Source organism: Borreliella spielmanii (genome assembly GCF_014201705.1).
Lineage (GTDB): Bacteria > Spirochaetota > Spirochaetia > Borreliales > Borreliaceae > Borreliella > Borreliella spielmanii.
The window spans coordinates 350,655-367,248 of the sequence record NZ_JACHFA010000001.1 but is presented as its reverse complement, the minus strand read 5'-3'; the positions used below and the strand labels follow the sequence as shown (position 1 = coordinate 367,248).

The 16,594-nt window shown below is 27.4% G+C and carries 15 protein-coding genes and 2 tRNA genes; 6 read left to right on the top strand and 11 right to left on the bottom strand.

Annotation, left to right across the window (positions count from 1 at the left end):
• Nucleotides 1–26: 26 nt before the first annotated feature.
• Complete coding sequence (locus tag HNR35_RS01650; RefSeq protein WP_183223492.1) at nt 27–449, bottom strand: hypothetical protein; 423 nt, start codon at nt 447–449, stop codon at nt 27–29.
• A 104-nt stretch (nt 450–553) separates the two neighbouring features.
• Between HNR35_RS01650 and HNR35_RS01645 the strand changes: the two genes are divergently transcribed.
• Both HNR35_RS01645 and HNR35_RS01640 read left to right on the top strand, forming a co-directional pair.
• Nucleotides 554–2,365 (top strand): hypothetical protein, encoded by a 1,812-nt coding sequence (locus HNR35_RS01645; protein WP_183223490.1) that lies wholly within the window; start codon nt 554–556, stop codon nt 2,363–2,365.
• Nucleotides 2,358–3,134, top strand: coding sequence for a type III pantothenate kinase (locus HNR35_RS01640; RefSeq protein WP_183223488.1), 777 nt, complete (start codon nt 2,358–2,360; stop codon nt 3,132–3,134). The genes HNR35_RS01645 and HNR35_RS01640 overlap by 8 nt, the downstream gene beginning before the upstream one ends.
• A gap of 34 nt (nt 3,135–3,168) precedes the next feature.
• Here HNR35_RS01640 and HNR35_RS01635 read toward each other — a convergent pair whose 3' ends face one another.
• The 4 genes from HNR35_RS01635 to HNR35_RS01620 form a co-directional block, all read right to left on the bottom strand.
• Entirely contained in the window at nt 3,169–4,116 is a 948-nt protein-coding gene (locus HNR35_RS01635; protein ID WP_183223486.1) for an aldo/keto reductase, read from the bottom strand.
• An 88-nt stretch (nt 4,117–4,204) separates the two neighbouring features.
• On the bottom strand, nt 4,205–5,014 hold the full coding sequence (locus HNR35_RS01630) for a TIGR02757 family protein (RefSeq protein ID WP_183223484.1): 810 nt from the start codon (nt 5,012–5,014) through the stop codon (nt 4,205–4,207).
• Nucleotides 4,998–5,615: a glucosaminidase domain-containing protein gene (locus HNR35_RS01625; RefSeq protein WP_183223482.1), complete on the bottom strand. Its 618-nt coding sequence runs from the start codon at nt 5,613–5,615 to the stop codon at nt 4,998–5,000. Before HNR35_RS01625 ends, HNR35_RS01630 begins: the two co-directional genes overlap by 17 nt.
• Before the next feature lie 2 nt (nt 5,616–5,617).
• Nucleotides 5,618–6,910 (bottom strand): hypothetical protein, encoded by a 1,293-nt coding sequence (locus HNR35_RS01620; protein WP_183223480.1) that lies wholly within the window; start codon nt 6,908–6,910, stop codon nt 5,618–5,620.
• A gap of 190 nt (nt 6,911–7,100) precedes the next feature.
• Here HNR35_RS01620 and HNR35_RS01615 point away from each other — a divergent pair, with 190 nt between their 5' ends.
• From HNR35_RS01615 to HNR35_RS01600, 4 genes are read left to right on the top strand one after another with little or no spacing between them, the layout of a single operon-like run.
• Nucleotides 7,101–7,865 carry an MBL fold metallo-hydrolase gene (locus HNR35_RS01615; RefSeq protein WP_006433936.1) on the top strand — a complete coding sequence of 255 codons (765 nt, stop codon included), beginning with the start codon at nt 7,101–7,103 and terminating at the stop codon, nt 7,863–7,865.
• 9 nt (nt 7,866–7,874) lie between these two features.
• Nucleotides 7,875–8,642, top strand: coding sequence for an exodeoxyribonuclease III (gene xth, locus HNR35_RS01610; RefSeq protein ID WP_183223478.1), 768 nt, complete (start codon nt 7,875–7,877; stop codon nt 8,640–8,642).
• A 15-nt stretch (nt 8,643–8,657) separates the two neighbouring features.
• Nucleotides 8,658–9,428: a hypothetical protein gene (locus HNR35_RS01605; RefSeq protein ID WP_183223476.1), complete on the top strand. Its 771-nt coding sequence runs from the start codon at nt 8,658–8,660 to the stop codon at nt 9,426–9,428.
• Complete coding sequence (locus tag HNR35_RS01600) at nt 9,409–12,213, top strand: M16 family metallopeptidase (RefSeq protein ID WP_183223474.1); 2,805 nt, start codon at nt 9,409–9,411, stop codon at nt 12,211–12,213. The genes HNR35_RS01605 and HNR35_RS01600 overlap by 20 nt, the downstream gene beginning before the upstream one ends.
• 156 nt (nt 12,214–12,369) lie before the next feature.
• Here HNR35_RS01600 and HNR35_RS01595 read toward each other — a convergent pair.
• From HNR35_RS01595 to fusA, 6 genes are all read right to left on the bottom strand, one after another.
• Nucleotides 12,370–12,442: transfer RNA gene (locus HNR35_RS01595), tRNA-Lys, on the bottom strand.
• A 108-nt stretch (nt 12,443–12,550) separates the two neighbouring features.
• A tRNA-Lys gene (locus tag HNR35_RS01590) sits at nt 12,551–12,623 on the bottom strand.
• A gap of 48 nt (nt 12,624–12,671) precedes the next feature.
• The gene (locus HNR35_RS01585) at nt 12,672–13,319 is read right to left on the bottom strand and encodes a tetratricopeptide repeat protein (protein WP_183223472.1); all 648 of its coding nucleotides are present in this window, start codon (nt 13,317–13,319) and stop codon (nt 12,672–12,674) included.
• Nucleotides 13,316–13,672: a bactofilin family protein gene (locus tag HNR35_RS01580; RefSeq protein ID WP_006434017.1), complete on the bottom strand. Its 357-nt coding sequence runs from the start codon at nt 13,670–13,672 to the stop codon at nt 13,316–13,318. The genes HNR35_RS01585 and HNR35_RS01580 overlap by 4 nt, the downstream gene beginning before the upstream one ends.
• Nucleotides 13,673–13,756: 84 nt before the next feature.
• Nucleotides 13,757–14,455: a Bax inhibitor-1/YccA family protein gene (locus tag HNR35_RS01575; RefSeq protein WP_006433919.1), complete on the bottom strand. Its 699-nt coding sequence runs from the start codon at nt 14,453–14,455 to the stop codon at nt 13,757–13,759.
• 24 nt (nt 14,456–14,479) lie between these two features.
• The gene (gene fusA, locus HNR35_RS01570) at nt 14,480–16,561 is read right to left on the bottom strand and encodes an elongation factor G (protein WP_183223470.1); all 2,082 of its coding nucleotides are present in this window, start codon (nt 16,559–16,561) and stop codon (nt 14,480–14,482) included.
• Between the last annotated feature and the right edge of the window lie 33 nt (nt 16,562–16,594).

Here is a 16,594-nt window from a genome sequence, read left to right as displayed (position 1 = left end):
GAGATTTAAAAAGAATTTGAAAGTTATTATTTATGTTTTGCAGTTTTATTGTTATTAGATTCAATGTCGAGCGTTTTGATTAGTTTGTTTAAGGTCCAGCTTGAAAATTTTATGTAAAGCATTTTAATTGGATTTTTTGTATTTTTTTTTAGCACTTTTAAGGATTCTATGTTCATTAAAGCTATTATTTCTTTTAGTGTTTTTGGCAAATTGTTGAAAATTTTAGAACCAATCTTGTGTCCTTCTAAAATAAAATTTTGAAGAGTTATTTGATCTTTTTTTTGTAGGCGTCTCATATATAACTTTAAAATACGTTCTTGTGATTTCATAATTTCTGAATTAATTTGTTCTTGTTTTTTAGTAATTTTTTTCTTGTTTTCAATAATAGGTTTTTTAGGTAGAGACTTATAAGGATTTGTTCCTGGAATATAATTTTTTGGAATTTTCATACACTTTGCTCCTATTCAACTAGCCAACCTATACATTTTATTATTTTTTTTGTTTTTATGCAATCAATATTGATATTTTGATTTTTTATGATTAGAATCATCATATGAAGGGGTTTTTAAGGGCAGTAGCTTTTAATTTATTACTTGGTATCTTAATATTATTTGTTGTTATTTTTTTACAATTTAGGAATTTAAACTTAAATATCTTTTTTTTAAAAGATGTAAAATTAGAAGTAAATAATAAGGTTGAAAATAGTGAATATATTTTAAATGATATTATTGTTAATGTTAGAGGACTTAGGATACTTTTATCCAAACTTAATCCACTTATTGTTTTAGAAACAGAGTTAAATCTTTTCCCCATCTCTTATAAAGTTCAAGAAGCAGGTATTTATGTTTATTTTGAGAATAATATTTTTCTAGGATTTTTGTTTGATTCGGAAAATAATTTTAGCATTGAATCAAATCTTTCTAAGAGTTTTTTGTTAAGCTATGAAGTTGAAGATTATTATGAAGTTTTATTAGACGAGCCTAATATTTCAATAAGACAAGGGGGGAATTTAGAGTATAAAGTCTTTTTAGGAGAAAATGTAAAAATAAGAGAAAAAGATATTTTAATTTCTCCTCAAGCAACATTTAGAATTGGCAATGCTATTTATATCGATTCACCAAAGAAAAGTATTTCAAATTCCATTATAGAGGGCAATCAAAGCAATATCTTAGATTATTCTATTATGAATTCAAAAATTAAAGAGATAGATAATAAAATTTTTAATGATACTTTAAATAATTTTAGACAAAGTGCTTATGATTCTTGGAATAATCCCGTTAATTTTAATGTTTCAAAGGGGGGATGGCTTAAATATGGTACTTATAGTTTTGATGAAAATCTAATGGTTTGCTTTTTAGCAGAATCTTTAATTAGAGGAAATCACGAGTCAATATTTTTAAGATTAGATTCTTTATTGGTTAAAAATGAACATAAACTTACTTATTTAAGTTTAAATTATTATGCTAATTCAGATCAAATTGATAAATTTTTTTCTTATTTATCAAGAAATAAAACTTTTATTGATTCTCTTGAGAAAGACAGACTTATGGTTTATTTAAAGGAAGATCCCCGTCTTTTGGAAAAAATTTTTTTATCAGAAAACGGGTCTAAATTAAATCATGCTTTAAATCTTTTAAAAGATCCTAAAAAAATATTAAGTTCTAATTTTGATTTTAACCAAACCTATAACATTCTTTCTAATTATCTTACTTTTCTTAAGATTAGTAATGATGATTCTGTTTATTTAAGCTTTAAAAAGGAGCTTTATAAATTTGTATTTACTTTATTTAGTGTTACAGATGAAGGAAAAGTGTATATTTTAAATAATAATAATTTAACTGATGTTGTTGAGTATGCATTAAAGATTTCTGGGGTTCTTAAAAGAATAGCATCTTATTTAAAAGATAATTTAATATTAAAGCTTTCATTTAATGTGATTTATCATTTTTTAATGAGTGATTATGTCAAAGGAATTCCTTATGAAAGCTATTATTTTGATATTATTGATAATCAATACATGCCTCAATTTATTTTCATTTTTAACAATGGATCTATCAGGTGGATATATTCTGCTTCTAGGGCTTTAAATAGTGAAATTACTGATACTAGGGTTGCAATTAATTTTGATCAGGAGATTAATTATTCAAGCTATATGTTTTTTGGAAATATTTTAAATCCAACTTTAGTTAGATTTAGGGAAATTGATTGGTTTACAGATTATAAGTTTTACATATATTCTGATGGTTGGAAGTATTATCCTTTGAGTAAAATTTTAGTTATTAAAGCAACACCCAAAAAAAAGAAGACCCTTAATATTTTATTAAGATTTGACAAAATTACAAAAAGAATAAATATTTATGAATAAGTCTTTATTATCAGAATTGATAATTGATATTGGAAATACTAGCATTGCTTTTGCCCTGTTTAAAAACAATAAAATTAATTTATTTGTTAAAATGAAAACAAATCTCATGTTAAGGTATGATGAGATTTATAAGTTTTTTGAAAAAAATTTTTATTTTAATGTAAATCAAGTTTTTATAAGTAGTGTTGTTCCCGTTCTTAATGAAATATTTGAAAATGTCATTTTTTCTTTTTTTAAGATAAAACCATTGTTTATTAGTTTTGATTTAAATTATGATTTATCATTTAATCCTTACAAAAGTGATAAATTTTTGTTAGGTTCAGATGTTTTTGCTAATCTTGTTGCGGCCGTTGAAAATTATTCATTTGAAAATGTTTTGGTAGTAGATTTAGGAACAGCTTGCACTATTTTTGCTGTTAGTAGGCAGGATGGAATACTTGGTGGTCTTATTAATTCTGGCCCTTTGGTAAATTTTAATTCTTTATTAGACAGTGCCTATCTTTTGAAGAAATTTCCTATTAGCACCCCAAGTAATCTTTTAGAGAGAACTACGCCTGGGAGTGTAAATAGTGGTTTGTTTTATCAATATAAGTATTTAATAGAAGGTGTTTATCGCGATATTAAAAAGATTTATAAAAAAAAATTTAATTTAATGATTGCCGGGGGTAATGCAAACTTACTTTTACCATTAATTGAGATAGAATTTATTTTTAATATTCATTTAACTGTAGAAGGCATTAGAATTCTAGGAAATTCTATTGTTTTTTAAGCTTGTTAATTGAATTCTTTATTTTTATAAAGTTTTAAATTTTTTTGTTAAATAAATTTGGGAAATTTTTTGTTTGCTTATTAAATTTATCTAAAATTAATGTAATTTCTTTATATACTTCATCATTGATTTCTGCTTTAAATGAATTCAAGTTTGATTCTACATAGCTTTCTTTGCTGAAACCCACTATAAATCCACTTAATTTTGTTTTTTTAAGCCATGAATATGTTAATTCTAAAATTGTTAAGTTATTTCTCTTTGCTATCTTTTCAAGTTTATTTATGGTTTTTAAAGTATAAGGCCAAAGTTCTTTTTTAAAAAGTATCAATTTTTCTGTTATGGTATCGGTAAATTTGCTTTTGTCTTTTATATTGCCTTTGGATAAAAGTCCTTGAGCAATTGTTGAATATGATATGGTGGCAATATTATTATCTTCACAGTAGGGAATTACATCTTTTTCTTTATTTCTAAATAAGGGATTGTATCCTATTTGGTTTACGTCAATTTTGCAAACGCTTTTTACACTTTCCATGTGTGATATTTCAAAATTACTAACACCCACATATTTTATTTTTTCTTTTGCTTTCATTTCTTCAAGAAATGATGCTATTGGTCTTAAATCAAAATCGTTTTTAGGCCAATGTATATAGTAAATATCTATATAATCAGTTTTTAAATTTTTAAGGCTTTCATTAAAATTCTTTTTATATTCTGAAAGTTCCATTGGGTAGCATTTACTTGCAATTAAAATATTTTCTCTTATTGTTGGATCCTTTGATATTATTTCGCCAATTATTTTTTCTGAAATTCCATTTCCATAAGCTTTTGCGGTATCAATATTTCTAATCCCGTGACTATATGCTTTTTTTAATATTTTTTTAGCGGTTTCTTTTTCAACCTGTTTAAAATATCCTCCTCCAAATTGCCAAGATCCCAAAATTAGTTTACTATAAGCATTTATTTTTTCTTTAAGATTGTTCATAGATTCTCCTTTTTATTTTATGATAAATTAGTGTTTTTGTTTTAATGATTTAAGTATTTATTATTTTAAAGGTTTTGTAACTAAAATTTTATAGTTTATTAATATTTTTTAGTAATTTTTCTTTATTAAAATCCCTATTTATTCCAAATCTGGTTAAAGAAAAATCGTATTTTACAGGATCTTCATTATTTTCTTTTGAAAAATAGCTTGTAATTTTTATTGCTTTTTTAAGGTTTACGTTTTTTATTTCTTTGATTTTAAATAATTTTGAGGCAATGTTTGTCATATGAGTATCCATTGGTACTATAAGCTTATTAGGGTTGAATTTATTCCAAATACCCAAATCGACTGCATCTTTGCGTATCATCCATCTTAAGAATAGAAAAAGTCTTTTACAAGAACTTCCCTTTGAAGGCTTTGGAAGTAACATTCCAAATTCTCTTCCATTTATTTTTTCCATATGCTTTATTAATTCATCTATACTGAGTATAAAATTTTGGTTTTTATAATAAATACTGTAAAGAAGATTCTCAAGTGTGTGATATTGTTCTTTTATTATCTTGAGGGTGTATAGTAGCCTTACAATGTCTTCTTCTTTGAAAAATCTATAAACAAATCCTTTAAATATTGCTTTTAAGTCTTTTTCATTTACTAGCTTAAGGTTCTCAGAAGGAGATTTGCCAAGTGGTTTGAGTACCCTCTCTATTGCTTCTAAAATTTTTTCTACTCTTCCTAGTGACAATGAAGCACTAATTAGACCTACAAGTTCAATGTCTTCTTTTTTTTCATATTTGTATAAAAATTCTAAAGGATCAGGATGTATAAATTTTTTTTTATTGTACTTTGAATATATCTCTTCTAGGAAATCATATAGTGGGCTTTTAGCTTTTATTTGCATTATTATACTCTAATAGTTCTAATAATATTTTTTTAAGCTTTTTATCGTAAAATTTGTCTTTTGCCCATTTTCCAGTTAAATCATATATTGTTGGAGCAGATCCTCTTTTAACAAGGTAAAATCTAGGATCAACCATATTTGAGTTGATATTTTGTTTTGATGCATAAGCTTTTAAATGTTGAATATGAGCTTTGATTCCTTCTGTAATATTGGAAAAAGAATTTCCTTTTGTAAGATTATTAGTGGCTCCTATGCCTGAAAAATTGTGTTGTTCTTTTGAGACTATCCCATTAAATTTTAGAGCTCCTGTTTCTAGTAACATTTGAGCATAGGCAATGTCGTAATTAATCCCTTCAATCAAAGATTCGTTTATGTAGGTTTTAGCAATAGTATTTACATAGTTCTTATCAAGGTCTGGGTTTATTTCTAGAGTATATTTTACAAGGTCTTCTAGTTGAGTTTTTCCTCTACTTATTAAAAAGGGAATATATTTTTCTTTTTGTATTTCAGTACTTATTTCGATTACCTCTTCATTACTATAAGCTTTATTTGTTAAAAAAAAGATGTTGATCATTGCAAATAGCAAAAATTTTTTTATCATTATTATTTTTCCTCTTCAATGAATTTATTAATCTCAGTAATTATAGAATTGAATCTCGATAGTATTAATTTTTTGTTTTTTAAGAAATTAAAACTTTTTAGATAATTTCTGCTAAAAATAAAATCAGAAATTTCTGCAATATTGTTTATGTTTATTAGCTTTATAGAATTTACATTACTATCTTTTGTGTGGAGTTCTTTTTCATTTTCTCGTAGAATTAGTTGCAAGTTTTTTAAATTTTTTATTGTTTGTGGTTTGCCTCCTATATTGATATATTTTGTTATATTTTTGTTTTTTGCAAGGATAAAATTAGCAATATTTGCTTGATTGCCTAGTGTAATTAACGTTAGGTTATTAAGATTCATTTTTGAATTTAAAAATTTTAAATTTTGGCTTGATTTTGTTAGTTCAATAATGTTTTGAATATCGTTTTCATTAGATGCAATATCGGCTTTTTGATTAAGGATATTGGCAGGTTCAATTAAATAGCTAATGCTTTTGTTGATTACATAGCTGAATATACTTTTATGGCTATTTTTAATAAAATCGTAGCTTTTCATGTGTTTATATTTTGGTGAATATAAATAAACAATTTTTCCCTTCTTAACAAGCCTGCTGATTAGGGACTTGAACATTGAGTCGTGAGAGTAATAAGGAAGTATAAGTAAAATAGAATCATATATTTTTTGGTTATTACTAATAAAGGCTTGTTTATATATATTGTTTTGTTTTGGTAAATAATTCATTTCGTTTATGAAAAAAGGATTAAATTCATATAAAAGAAATGGATTTTGTTTTTTAAGACCCAGCGTTGAACTTACGGGATACCAAATTGATAAGTTTAAATCATTTTTGGGGTCTTTAATTCTTATGAATCCAATTTGGTAGCTATTGTTTTCATCTTTGGGATAATTTACAAAAAGTGCTAAATATGAGAAAATGGTTGCAATAATAACAGTTAAAATAGCAGGTATTACAAGTATTGTCTTTAGCAAAATTGAAAGAAATATTCCTTTTGATTGTTTTATATTTTTATTGTTACTTCTTCTTCTTCTATTTACTATTGTTTTTATGTTTTTAAAGAAGATGATTATCATAAAGATTAAGAATATACTTCCGATATATAACATTAATGGGTTGATTTCTGTAAAGTATAAAGTTATTACAAAAAACGTACCCGGAAATATTATGAAGTAGTCTTCATAAGTAAATTCTTTTTTAAAATTAAATAAATTTACTATTAAAAATATGCTAAAGCTAGTTAAGAAAATCAGTTCATAAATTTGCGTATCCATAAAAATAACTTTTCCTTAAATAATTATAAGCATAAAAGAGTTTTTTCCAAAATAGTTTACAGAATTGATTGTTAAATAGTATTAATTTAATTTTAGATTCAGGGGTGTTTTTATTAGGAGAGCTTATTTTTGTTTAATATAAAATGTTGTGTTAAAATAGACTATGTTTACAGGCGAAAGGTAGTAACATATGGTCGGAACCTTTTTAGGAACTGGTGCTTCAAGTGGTGTTCCTATGTTAAATTGTAGCTGTAGAGTCTGTACTTCAAGTTTTAGAAAAAATAAAAGATTAAGAAGTTCTTTCTTTCTTAAGGTGTCTTCTTCTAACATCAAATTGTTGATTGACACAGGTCCTGATATTAGGCAGCAGCTTTTAAGAGAGAATATAGATAGGCTGGATTTGGTGCTTTATACCCATGAACATTATGATCACATTATGGGTTTTGATGATATTAAGTTTTATACACGAAGTGCGCCTTTAAACATTTATGCTAGAGAAACTACTATGGTTCATATAATGAATGCTTTTTCGCATAATTTTTCATCCAAACCTTCCGTAAGTGGAAAGGCTGACATTATTCCTAATGTGATTAAAGATTTTGAGCCCTTTTTTTTTAAAGATTTAAAGATAATGCCAATTCCTTTGATTCATGGGGAGACGGTTAGTTTAGGTTATAGGATAGGTAATTTAGCGTATCTTACTGATGTTAAATTTATTCCTGAAGCGTCCTATGATTATTTAAAAAATTTAGATCTACTTATAATAGATGCTATAAGGACTAAGCCTCATCCTGCTCATTTAAATTTTTCAGAGGCTGTTTGTGAGGTTAAAAAAATCAATCCTAAAATTTCTTACTTTACGCATATTGCACACGATATAATGCATGAAGAATTTGATTATTTAGAAAAAGACAATATTTATTTAGCTTATGATGGGTTAAAGATTTATATTTAAAGGGAATTTATGAAATTAATTTCATGGAATGTAAATGGAATTAGAGCTGTTTTAAAGAAAGGTTTTCTTGAATTTGTAAGAGAATATACCCCGGATATTTTATGTGTTCAAGAAACCAAAGCTTTAAGAGAACAGTTGCCAAGTGATTTAATTCTTGAAAATTATTATTCTTATTTTTCAAAGTCAAAGATTAAAGGTTATAGTGGTGTTTGTATTTACTCTAAAGTTAAGCCTATTGCTGTAAACTTACTTGGAAAAGAAATTTTTGATAATGAAGGTAGGGGGCTTATAGCATACTATAGTGATTTTGTATTGATTAACGGCTATTTTCCTAATTCTCAAGCTTTAAGAAAAAGACTTGTTTATAAACTTGATTTTTTATCTTATGTTGAGAATCTTGTTGATTCTTTTGTAAATGGTGGAAAAAATGTAGTAATTTGTGGTGATTTTAATATTGCTCATACCAAGATTGATCTTATAAGTCCTGATTCTAATAGAGACTCTCCTGGATATTATATTGAAGAAACGACTTGGTTAGATAGGTTTTTAAACAAAGGATATGTGGATACGTTTAGGATATTTAATAAGGAGCCTGGTTATTATACTTGGTGGAGCTATAGAACAAGGGCTAGGGAGAAAAATATGGGGTGGAGAATTGATTATTTTATTGTTAATGAATTTTTTAAGAGAAATGTTAAAAAATCTCTAATTTTAGACAAAGTAATGGGGAGCGATCATTGTCCTGTTTGTTTAGAGCTAGTTGATGTAGTTAGTTAAAGGGAGGAAGCTAAATTGAAAAAAAACATTGCAATTTTTTATTTAATATTTAGGGTTACTTTTTGTTTTGGCATTGATTTAAATGATTTTAATTTTTATCGTAGTCTTGAAAAAGAAGAGTTGATTTTTTTTATTAATTTGCTAAAGAGAGAGCAGCTTGTTTTGGCCAATAGTTCTGCTTTAGAGTATATTGAATTAGCTTATAAAGCGTTAAAAGAAAAAAATAAAAATTTATTATTAAAAAACGAAAAAGAATTAGCAGTAGATAGCAATAAACATTTAAGACAATCTAAGGTTTATAACAATTCAAGGCTTATCTTTAATGCTACAAAGGATTTAAATGCTTTAGTTTATATTAGTAAGGATGGATTTTTAAAGACTTTGGATGGAAGAAGTGTGGGTGTTAAGGATAATAAATTTATTATTTTAGATTCTTTTTTGAATAACGATTTTTATGATAATGTGACAAGTGAATATACTACTATTGAAATTTATAATAAAAGCATTTTAATGCCTAATTTGAATAAATTTCTTCTAGATAAGCGCTTGAATCCTTTTGTTTATCTTGAAGATTTTAATAAAAATGTTTACTTAAATGATATTCCAAAATTAAGCAAAGAAGAGTTATTATTTTTATTTTATGAGCTTTTTCCAGTTTCTAAGCTAAAGAGTTTAAAAGATTGGAATGATTTTGGATTTTCATCTATTTTAAAAGCATTAAATAAAATTTATTCTGAAAAAATAAATTCAAAAAGAGGGATTGTAAATGAATTATCAAAGAATTAAAAATTATTTTAAGTTTTTAAGTGTTTTTCTATTTTTTTTGTTTTCCTGTGTTTCTAATGAGTTAAAGTTAGATAAAAGCTTGCTAAAGGGGAAACTTGTTAATGGCTTGAGGTATTATATTTATAAAAATCAAACTCCAAAGAATGCTGTTAATATGGGGATTGTTTTTAATGTAGGGTCTCTTAATGAAGAGGATAATGAGAGGGGCATAGCTCATTATCTTGAACATATGGCTTTTAATGGCACAAAAGATTATCCGGGAAATTCTATTATTGATGTTCTTAAAAAATTTGGAATGCAATTTGGTGCTGATATTAATGCTGCTACTAGTTTTGATTTCACTTATTATAGGCTTGATTTGTCAGATGGTAATAATAAAGATGAGATTGATGAATCTATAAATATTTTAAGGAACTGGGCTTCTCAAATTAGTTTCATGAAAGAAGAGATAGATCTGGAGCGTAATATTATTATTGAGGAAAAAAAGCTTGGTGAAACTTATCCTAGCAGGATTTATGAAAAAATGTATAAGTTTTTGACAAGTGGAAGTATTTATGAATTTAGAAATCCTATTGGTCTTGAAGAACAGATTTTGTCTTTTCAACCAGAAGATTTTAAAAAATTTTATCGAAAGTGGTACAGACCAGAACTTGCAAGTGTTGTTGTGGTAGGAGATATTAATCCTATAGAAATTGAAGAGAAAATAAAAAAACAATTTATTTTTTGGGAAAATCCAACTGATAAAATCAATAAAGTAAAAGTAAGTTTAGATGTAGAGTTTAAAGATAAGTTTTTACTTTTAGAAGATTTGGAAGTAGGAGAGCCTAGTTTAATGTTTTTTAAAAAGGAAGTTATTAACTCTGTCAAGACCAAAGATGATGTTTTAAATTCTATTAAAAGGTCTTTATTGGCTGCTCTTTTTGAAAATAGATTTTCTGAATTAAATACTGCTGGGGTAAAATATTTTAAAAATGTTTTAAATAAAGATTTTTTTTCATTTAAATCAGATAAGAATACTATTGTTGCAAGATCAATTTCCTTAAACTTTAATCCAGATTATTTGAACGAAGGAATAGAAGACTTTTTTTATGAGCTTGAGAGAATAAGAAAATTTGGATTTACCCAGGGGGAGTTTGAGAAAGTTAAAGCTCAATTTTTCAAATCTTTAGGATTAAGGAAAAATAATATAAATAAAACAAATTCATGGGCTATTTTTCAAGATTTAATAGAAAATGCTATTGATGGTTCTGACAAATTTGATATGAGTGAGTATTGCGATCTTTCTATTCAATTTTTGGAAAAAATTGACTTAAAGACAATAAATAATCTAGTAGAAAGAGAGTTTGATGTGAAAAATTGTGCAATTTTTTATTCTTATTATGCAAGATTACACCCTACTTTGACTTTTGAAGATATTAATAATCTTCAAAAGATAGCTTTAAAAAGAGAGTTTAAATCTTATGAAAATTCTTCAATTGAAGGTAAATTTTTTAAGAAGTCTTTAGATAATAAAGATATTATTAGAGAAAATGAGTTTGAAAATGAAATTTCATCATTTGTTCTTGAAAATGGAGTTGAAGTTTATTTCAAATATAATGATCAAAAAAAGGGTGTAATTGATTTTAGAGCAACTTCTTGGGGTGGTTTAATCAATGAAGAGGATTCAAAACTTATTCCCGTTTTAACTTTTGCGCCTGGGGTAGTATCTGGTTCAGGATGCGGAGATTATTCTGCATTACAGATTGAAAAATATTTATCAGACAAAGCTGTTTCTTTAAGTGTTAGTGTTGGAGCTCAAGAATCATATATTGCTGGAAGTTCAGATAAAAAAGATCTTCAAACTCTTTTTGAGCTTATATATTTTGCTTTTAAGGAACCCAAAATAGATGAAGTTTTTTTACAAAATTCTATTAATAATATAAAAGCATTAATAAAGAGTAATGAAAATAGTTCTAAATATCATTTTAAAAAAGCTATTAGTAAATTTTTAAACAATAATGATCCTAGATTTGAAGATGCAAAAGAGAGTGATTTAAAATATTTTACAAAAGAAAATATTTTATCTTTTTATAAGAAAAGGTTTACTTATGCAAATAATTTTAAGTTTGTTTTTGTTGGAGATTCAGATATTCAGACAATAAAAGCTTATTCAAAGAAATATTTAGGCAATCTTAGCTTTAAAAAAATCAGTGAGTATAAAGATTTAGATTACTCTTACAGTAAAAATTTTAACAAAATAGTTGTAAGGAAGGGAAAAGATTCAACTAGCTTTGCTTATGTGATTTACCCTTTTAAATTTAATTATTTAGCAGAGACCACATTAAATTTAAATGCTTTAGCGGATCTTTTAACGGATGGCCTTATAAAAAATATTAGAGAAAAAATGTCTAGTGTTTATGCAATTCAAGCTTCTTTTGACTCTAATTCGAGGAAAAATGTAGATTCCGACGGTATTTTATCTATTTTTTTTACTACTGAGCCTAAGGAATTGGATAATGTTTTAAATTCTATTAATAGCTATATGATTGAAAGGCAAAAAATAGATTTTAATGATATAGATTTTTCTTTTGTTAAGAAAAATTATATTAAAAATACAAAGATAAATTCGGAGAAGAATAGTTATTGGATTTCAAATATATCAACAGCATTATCCTGGTATGGAGTATTTAAAAATAATTTTGGGGTTAAGTTTATAGAAACTAATTTAAGCAAAAATTTGATAAATGAATTTTTTAAGAAAATTAATCTTGAAGAAAGAGCTGAGATATTATTAATGCCTGAATAGTTTCTGTTTATTTAAAAACACTTTTGTTTTTTAGTAAAAGTAAAAAGAGAACAAGTTAAATATAATTTTTCCTTAAAGACATCCTCTAGGGGAATCGAACCCCTCTTGCCAGGATGAAAACCTGGAGTCCTGACCGATAGACGAAGAGGACAAAAGTGAGCTCAGTAGGACTCGAACCTACGACAAACGCCTTAAAAGGGCGCTGCTCTACCACCTGAGCTATGAGCCCAAAAGTCACTTTATGACCATCGAAAGTAATAATATATTTAATTTTCAATAATGTCAAGTTAAATTGGTATAAAATTGATAATTTATGCCAAAAAGGTATTTAACGATTTGAGCTGCACAGGACTTGAACCTGTAACCAACGGATTAAGAGTCCGATGCTCTACCACTTGAGCTAGCAGCCCGGTTTATTAATTTTCTAAGAATAAGAATAAGTTTTTATAAATTGAATGTCAAGGTTTATTATTGCTTTTTTTTAATTCCTCTAGTAAATTTTTTGCTTCTAGATTATTAGGAGAGATTGTAAGAAGTTTAATTAACGCTTCTTCTGCTAATATTTTATTTTTTGCATTTATTCTTGATTTTGCTAATTTTATCAATAGATTTTGGTTATTAGGAGCAAATCTTAATGCATTTTCGTATGCAAAATCTGCTTCATTATATCTTTTTAACTCATATAAAGAATCTGCAATCAAGTTATAAACTTTTATTATTCTTGCTCCTTTAGAATCAAGGCTAATATATTCTTGAAAGTATTTTAATGCATTTTCATAATTTTTTTGGAAAAAATAAGCTTCTCCTAGTGCTTGAATAATTCTTATGTCATATTTTTTAATACCAAGACCAATATTTGCCTCTTTTTCGGCTCTTTTGTATTCTCCTATAGCTATTAAGCTCCATATCAATATTGCCCTAGCATCTAAGTTGTTAGGATTTAGCCGAATTTCTTCTAACGTGTTTAAAATAGCTTCTTTAAATTTTCCTTCTCTATAGAGAAGGAGGGAGTCTTCTTTTTCTTTAAGTTGGGAGGATTGTCCGAATAATAAGCTTGAATTGGATAGTAGAATTAAAGTTATTTGTAGTAGAAAAGAAAATTTCATTCTTCCAAATCCTCCATTTCGCAATTCCCTTTAAATATTGCTCCAGAATCAATAAAAAGTTCTTTGGTTTTAATGTTTCCTATTAATTTGCCGGTTTTGTAGATTTTAATTGTTTTTAAAGCTTCAATATTACCTTTTATTTTGCCATGATTTAGTAAGTGTTGGCATTTTATTTCAGCTTCAACATTGGCTTTTTCCCTTAGGTAAATTGAGTTTGATGAGTTTATTAAGCCTTTGAGTTTTCCTTCTATTATTATTGGCTTATTACTTTCAACATATCCTTCAAATTCAAAATTTTTTTTTATTACATTTTGAGTGTTACTTTCTTCGAACTCTAAGCTATCTATGCTCATTGAAACCTCTAAAAACGAATGCTTTTAAGTTAAAGCATTCATTTTTGATTGAATTTTTTATAAAAATGGGTTTTTATAATTGTTTTAGTCGTTTCTTCTTTGACCCAAAAATCTTAAAAGATATAAGAATAAATTTATAAAATCTAAATAAAGCTTAAGTGATGCTACAACTGCCATTCTATTTTTTACTTCGGTATCGTCTTGTAGCATTTTATCCATTTTAGAAATATTTTGAACGTCATAAGCTGTTAGCCCAGTGAATATGATTACTCCTAAAATAGATATAAGAAAATTAAGGCCTGAGCTTCTGAAAAACATATTAACAAGAGATGCAATAATGATTCCCCATAAGCCCATTATCATATAGCTTCCCATTTTTGTTAGATCTGTTGTTGTAGTATATCCATAAACAGACATTCCAAGAAATGTTCCAGCAGTAATTCCAAATGTGAATACTATTGATCCTTGTGTATAAATCATAAATATAGAAGATAATGTTACTCCTGTTAGTGCTGAGTAGAGTAAGAAAAGAGCTGTTGCGGTATTGCTTGATATTTTGTTAAGAGCACCACTTATTGCATATACAAGTCCAAATTGTATAAGTATTATAGCCATGAATGACATTGAATTTGAAAATATTATTGCTTTGATTGTTTGATTTTCTGATGTTGCATATGCAAACATTGCTGAAATTAAAAGTCCAATTGACATAAGTCCAAAAACTTTGGCTAAAAACTTGTTTTTTATTAATATTTCTTGTTTTTCTTGTGTTAAATCGATCATAATAAAGCCTCCTTATTATTTTTATTAAGATTTGTTTTGATCGTTAAATTTTTTTCGAAGTTCATCAAATATAGCGCTTGGGACTTTCCCATATTTTAAGAATTCCATTGAAAATTCTGCTTTTCCTTGGGTCGAGGATCTAAGGACTGTTGAAAATCCAAACATTTCGCTTAAAGGTACTTCTGCTTCAACTTTTGAAAAGCTCCCATCTTCTAGTGAACCTGTTATTATTCCTCTTCTTTGGTTTAAAAGTCCAAACATATTCCCTTGAAACTCAGTAGGTCCTTCAAGGGTAACTTTCATTATTGGTTCAAGGATTGTAGGTTTTGCTTTTTCGTAAGCCTCTCTAAAAGCACCAATTGCTGCTAATTGGAATGCAATGTCAGACGAGTCAACAATGTGATATTGGCCATCATTTATTGTGATTTTTATATCAACTATTGGAAAACCAATTAATGTCCCTCTTTCCATTGCTTTTTGGAATCCTTTGTCACATGATGGAATGTATTCTGTTGGGATTACTCCTCCTTTTATCAGATTAACAAATTCGTATGTTTCTCCTTCTTTATTAAGAGGTTCCATAAACCCAGCAACTCGTCCAAACTGACCAGCTCCCCCAGATTGCTTTTTGTGAGTATAGTTGAATTCAGCTTTTCCTGTAATTGTCTCCCTATAAGCTACTTGTGGCATTCCGGTTTCAACTTCTGCTTTGAATTCTCTTTTCATTCTTTCAATGTAAACTTCTAAGTGCAGTTCTCCCATACCTTGAATTATTGTTTCGTTTGACTCAATGTCAACATAAGTTTTAAATGTTGGATCTTCTTTTGTAAATCTTCCAAGAGCTTTAGCCATATTGTCAGCAGATTTTTTGTCTTTTGGTTTTACAGAAAGAGAAATTACGGGGTCTGGGATAAACATTGATGTCATTGAATAGCTGATTGATGGATCACAAAATGTATCTCCTGATGCACACTCTATTCCAAATAAAGCAACAATATCGCCACTTCCCCCAAATTCAATATCCTCTGTATTATTAGCGTGCATTCTAATAAGTCTTCCAACTTTGAATTTTTTAGAAGTTCTTGAATTTATAAGTTCTTGTCCTTTTTTTAAAGTTCCTTGATAGATTCTGACATAGGTTAATTGGCCATATTGTCCGTCTTCAAGTTTAAATGCAAGAGCAACAGTTGGAAGTTCGTTGTCAATTTTAAGATCGATTTCTTTTTCATTATTATTGAGGTCAAGAGCAGTGTTTTTTATATCATGAGGTGATGGTAAAAATTTGGTTACTGCATCTAAGAGTAATTGTACCCCTTTATTTTTATAAGCAGATCCCATAAATACAGGGCATAATTTTAAAGCCAATGTTCCTGTTCTAATTGCATTGTATATTATTTCAATAGGGACATCTTTTCCTTCCATGTGTAATTCCATAAGTTCATCATTAAAGTCGGCAAGAGTATCAAGCATTATTTCTCTTTTATTTTTTGCTTCTTCTAAGAGGTCTAAGGGTATTTCTTTTTCTATTATTTCTGTTCCATCTTTTCCCTCAAAATAGTAGGCTTTCATTAATGCAAGGTCTATAACCCCAATATGTTTGTCTTCTAGTCCAATTGGGATTTGCATTAAAACGGAGTTTAAGTCAAGTTTTGACCTTAATTGATCTTTTACATTGTAGGGATTTGCTCCAGTTTTATCACATTTATTTACAAATGCAAGGCGTGGCACGTTGTATCTTTTAAGTTGTCGATCAACAGTTATTGATTGGGATTGAACCCCTGCAACAGAATCAAGAACTAATATTGCCCCATCAAGCACTCTAAGAGATCTTTCAACTTCAATTGTAAAATCTACGTGTCCGGGCGTATCAATAATATTTATTGGAAAATCTTTCCATTCAACGTGAGTTGCAGCTGATGCTATTGTGATTCCCCTTTCTCTTTCAAGCTCCATTGAGTCCATTGTTGCGCCAACTCCATCCTTGCCTTTTACTTCGTGAATTGCATGAATTTTATTGCAATAAAAAAGAATGCGTTCTGTAAGAGTAGTTTTTCCCGAGTCGATGTGAGCGCTAATACCTATGTTTCGTAATTTATTGTAGTCCATTGGACATTGTCCCTCCTGATGATATGTGAGTAA

What these genes read in the sequence shown, in the direction of transcription:
- HNR35_RS01650 (WP_183223492.1), bottom strand. Translation starts at nt 449, where the DNA reads ATGAAAATTCCAAAAAATTATATTCCAGGAACAAATCCTTATAAGTCT.
- HNR35_RS01645 (WP_183223490.1), top strand. Translation starts at nt 554, where the DNA reads ATGAAGGGGTTTTTAAGGGCAGTAGCTTTTAATTTATTACTTGGTATC.
- HNR35_RS01640 (WP_183223488.1), top strand. Translation starts at nt 2,358, where the DNA reads ATGAATAAGTCTTTATTATCAGAATTGATAATTGATATTGGAAATACT.
- HNR35_RS01635 (WP_183223486.1), bottom strand. Translation starts at nt 4,116, where the DNA reads ATGAACAATCTTAAAGAAAAAATAAATGCTTATAGTAAACTAATTTTG.
- HNR35_RS01630 (WP_183223484.1), bottom strand. Translation starts at nt 5,014, where the DNA reads ATGCAAATAAAAGCTAAAAGCCCACTATATGATTTCCTAGAAGAGATA.
- HNR35_RS01625 (WP_183223482.1), bottom strand. Translation starts at nt 5,615, where the DNA reads ATGATAAAAAAATTTTTGCTATTTGCAATGATCAACATCTTTTTTTTA.
- HNR35_RS01620 (WP_183223480.1), bottom strand. Translation starts at nt 6,910, where the DNA reads ATGGATACGCAAATTTATGAACTGATTTTCTTAACTAGCTTTAGCATA.
- HNR35_RS01615 (WP_006433936.1), top strand. Translation starts at nt 7,101, where the DNA reads ATGGTCGGAACCTTTTTAGGAACTGGTGCTTCAAGTGGTGTTCCTATG.
- xth (WP_183223478.1), top strand. Translation starts at nt 7,875, where the DNA reads ATGAAATTAATTTCATGGAATGTAAATGGAATTAGAGCTGTTTTAAAG.
- HNR35_RS01600 (WP_183223474.1), top strand. Translation starts at nt 9,409, where the DNA reads ATGAATTATCAAAGAATTAAAAATTATTTTAAGTTTTTAAGTGTTTTT.
- HNR35_RS01585 (WP_183223472.1), bottom strand. Translation starts at nt 13,319, where the DNA reads ATGAAATTTTCTTTTCTACTACAAATAACTTTAATTCTACTATCCAAT.
- HNR35_RS01580 (WP_006434017.1), bottom strand. Translation starts at nt 13,672, where the DNA reads ATGAGCATAGATAGCTTAGAGTTCGAAGAAAGTAACACTCAAAATGTA.
- HNR35_RS01575 (WP_006433919.1), bottom strand. Translation starts at nt 14,455, where the DNA reads ATGATCGATTTAACACAAGAAAAACAAGAAATATTAATAAAAAACAAG.
- fusA (WP_183223470.1), bottom strand. Translation starts at nt 16,561, where the DNA reads ATGGACTACAATAAATTACGAAACATAGGTATTAGCGCTCACATCGAC.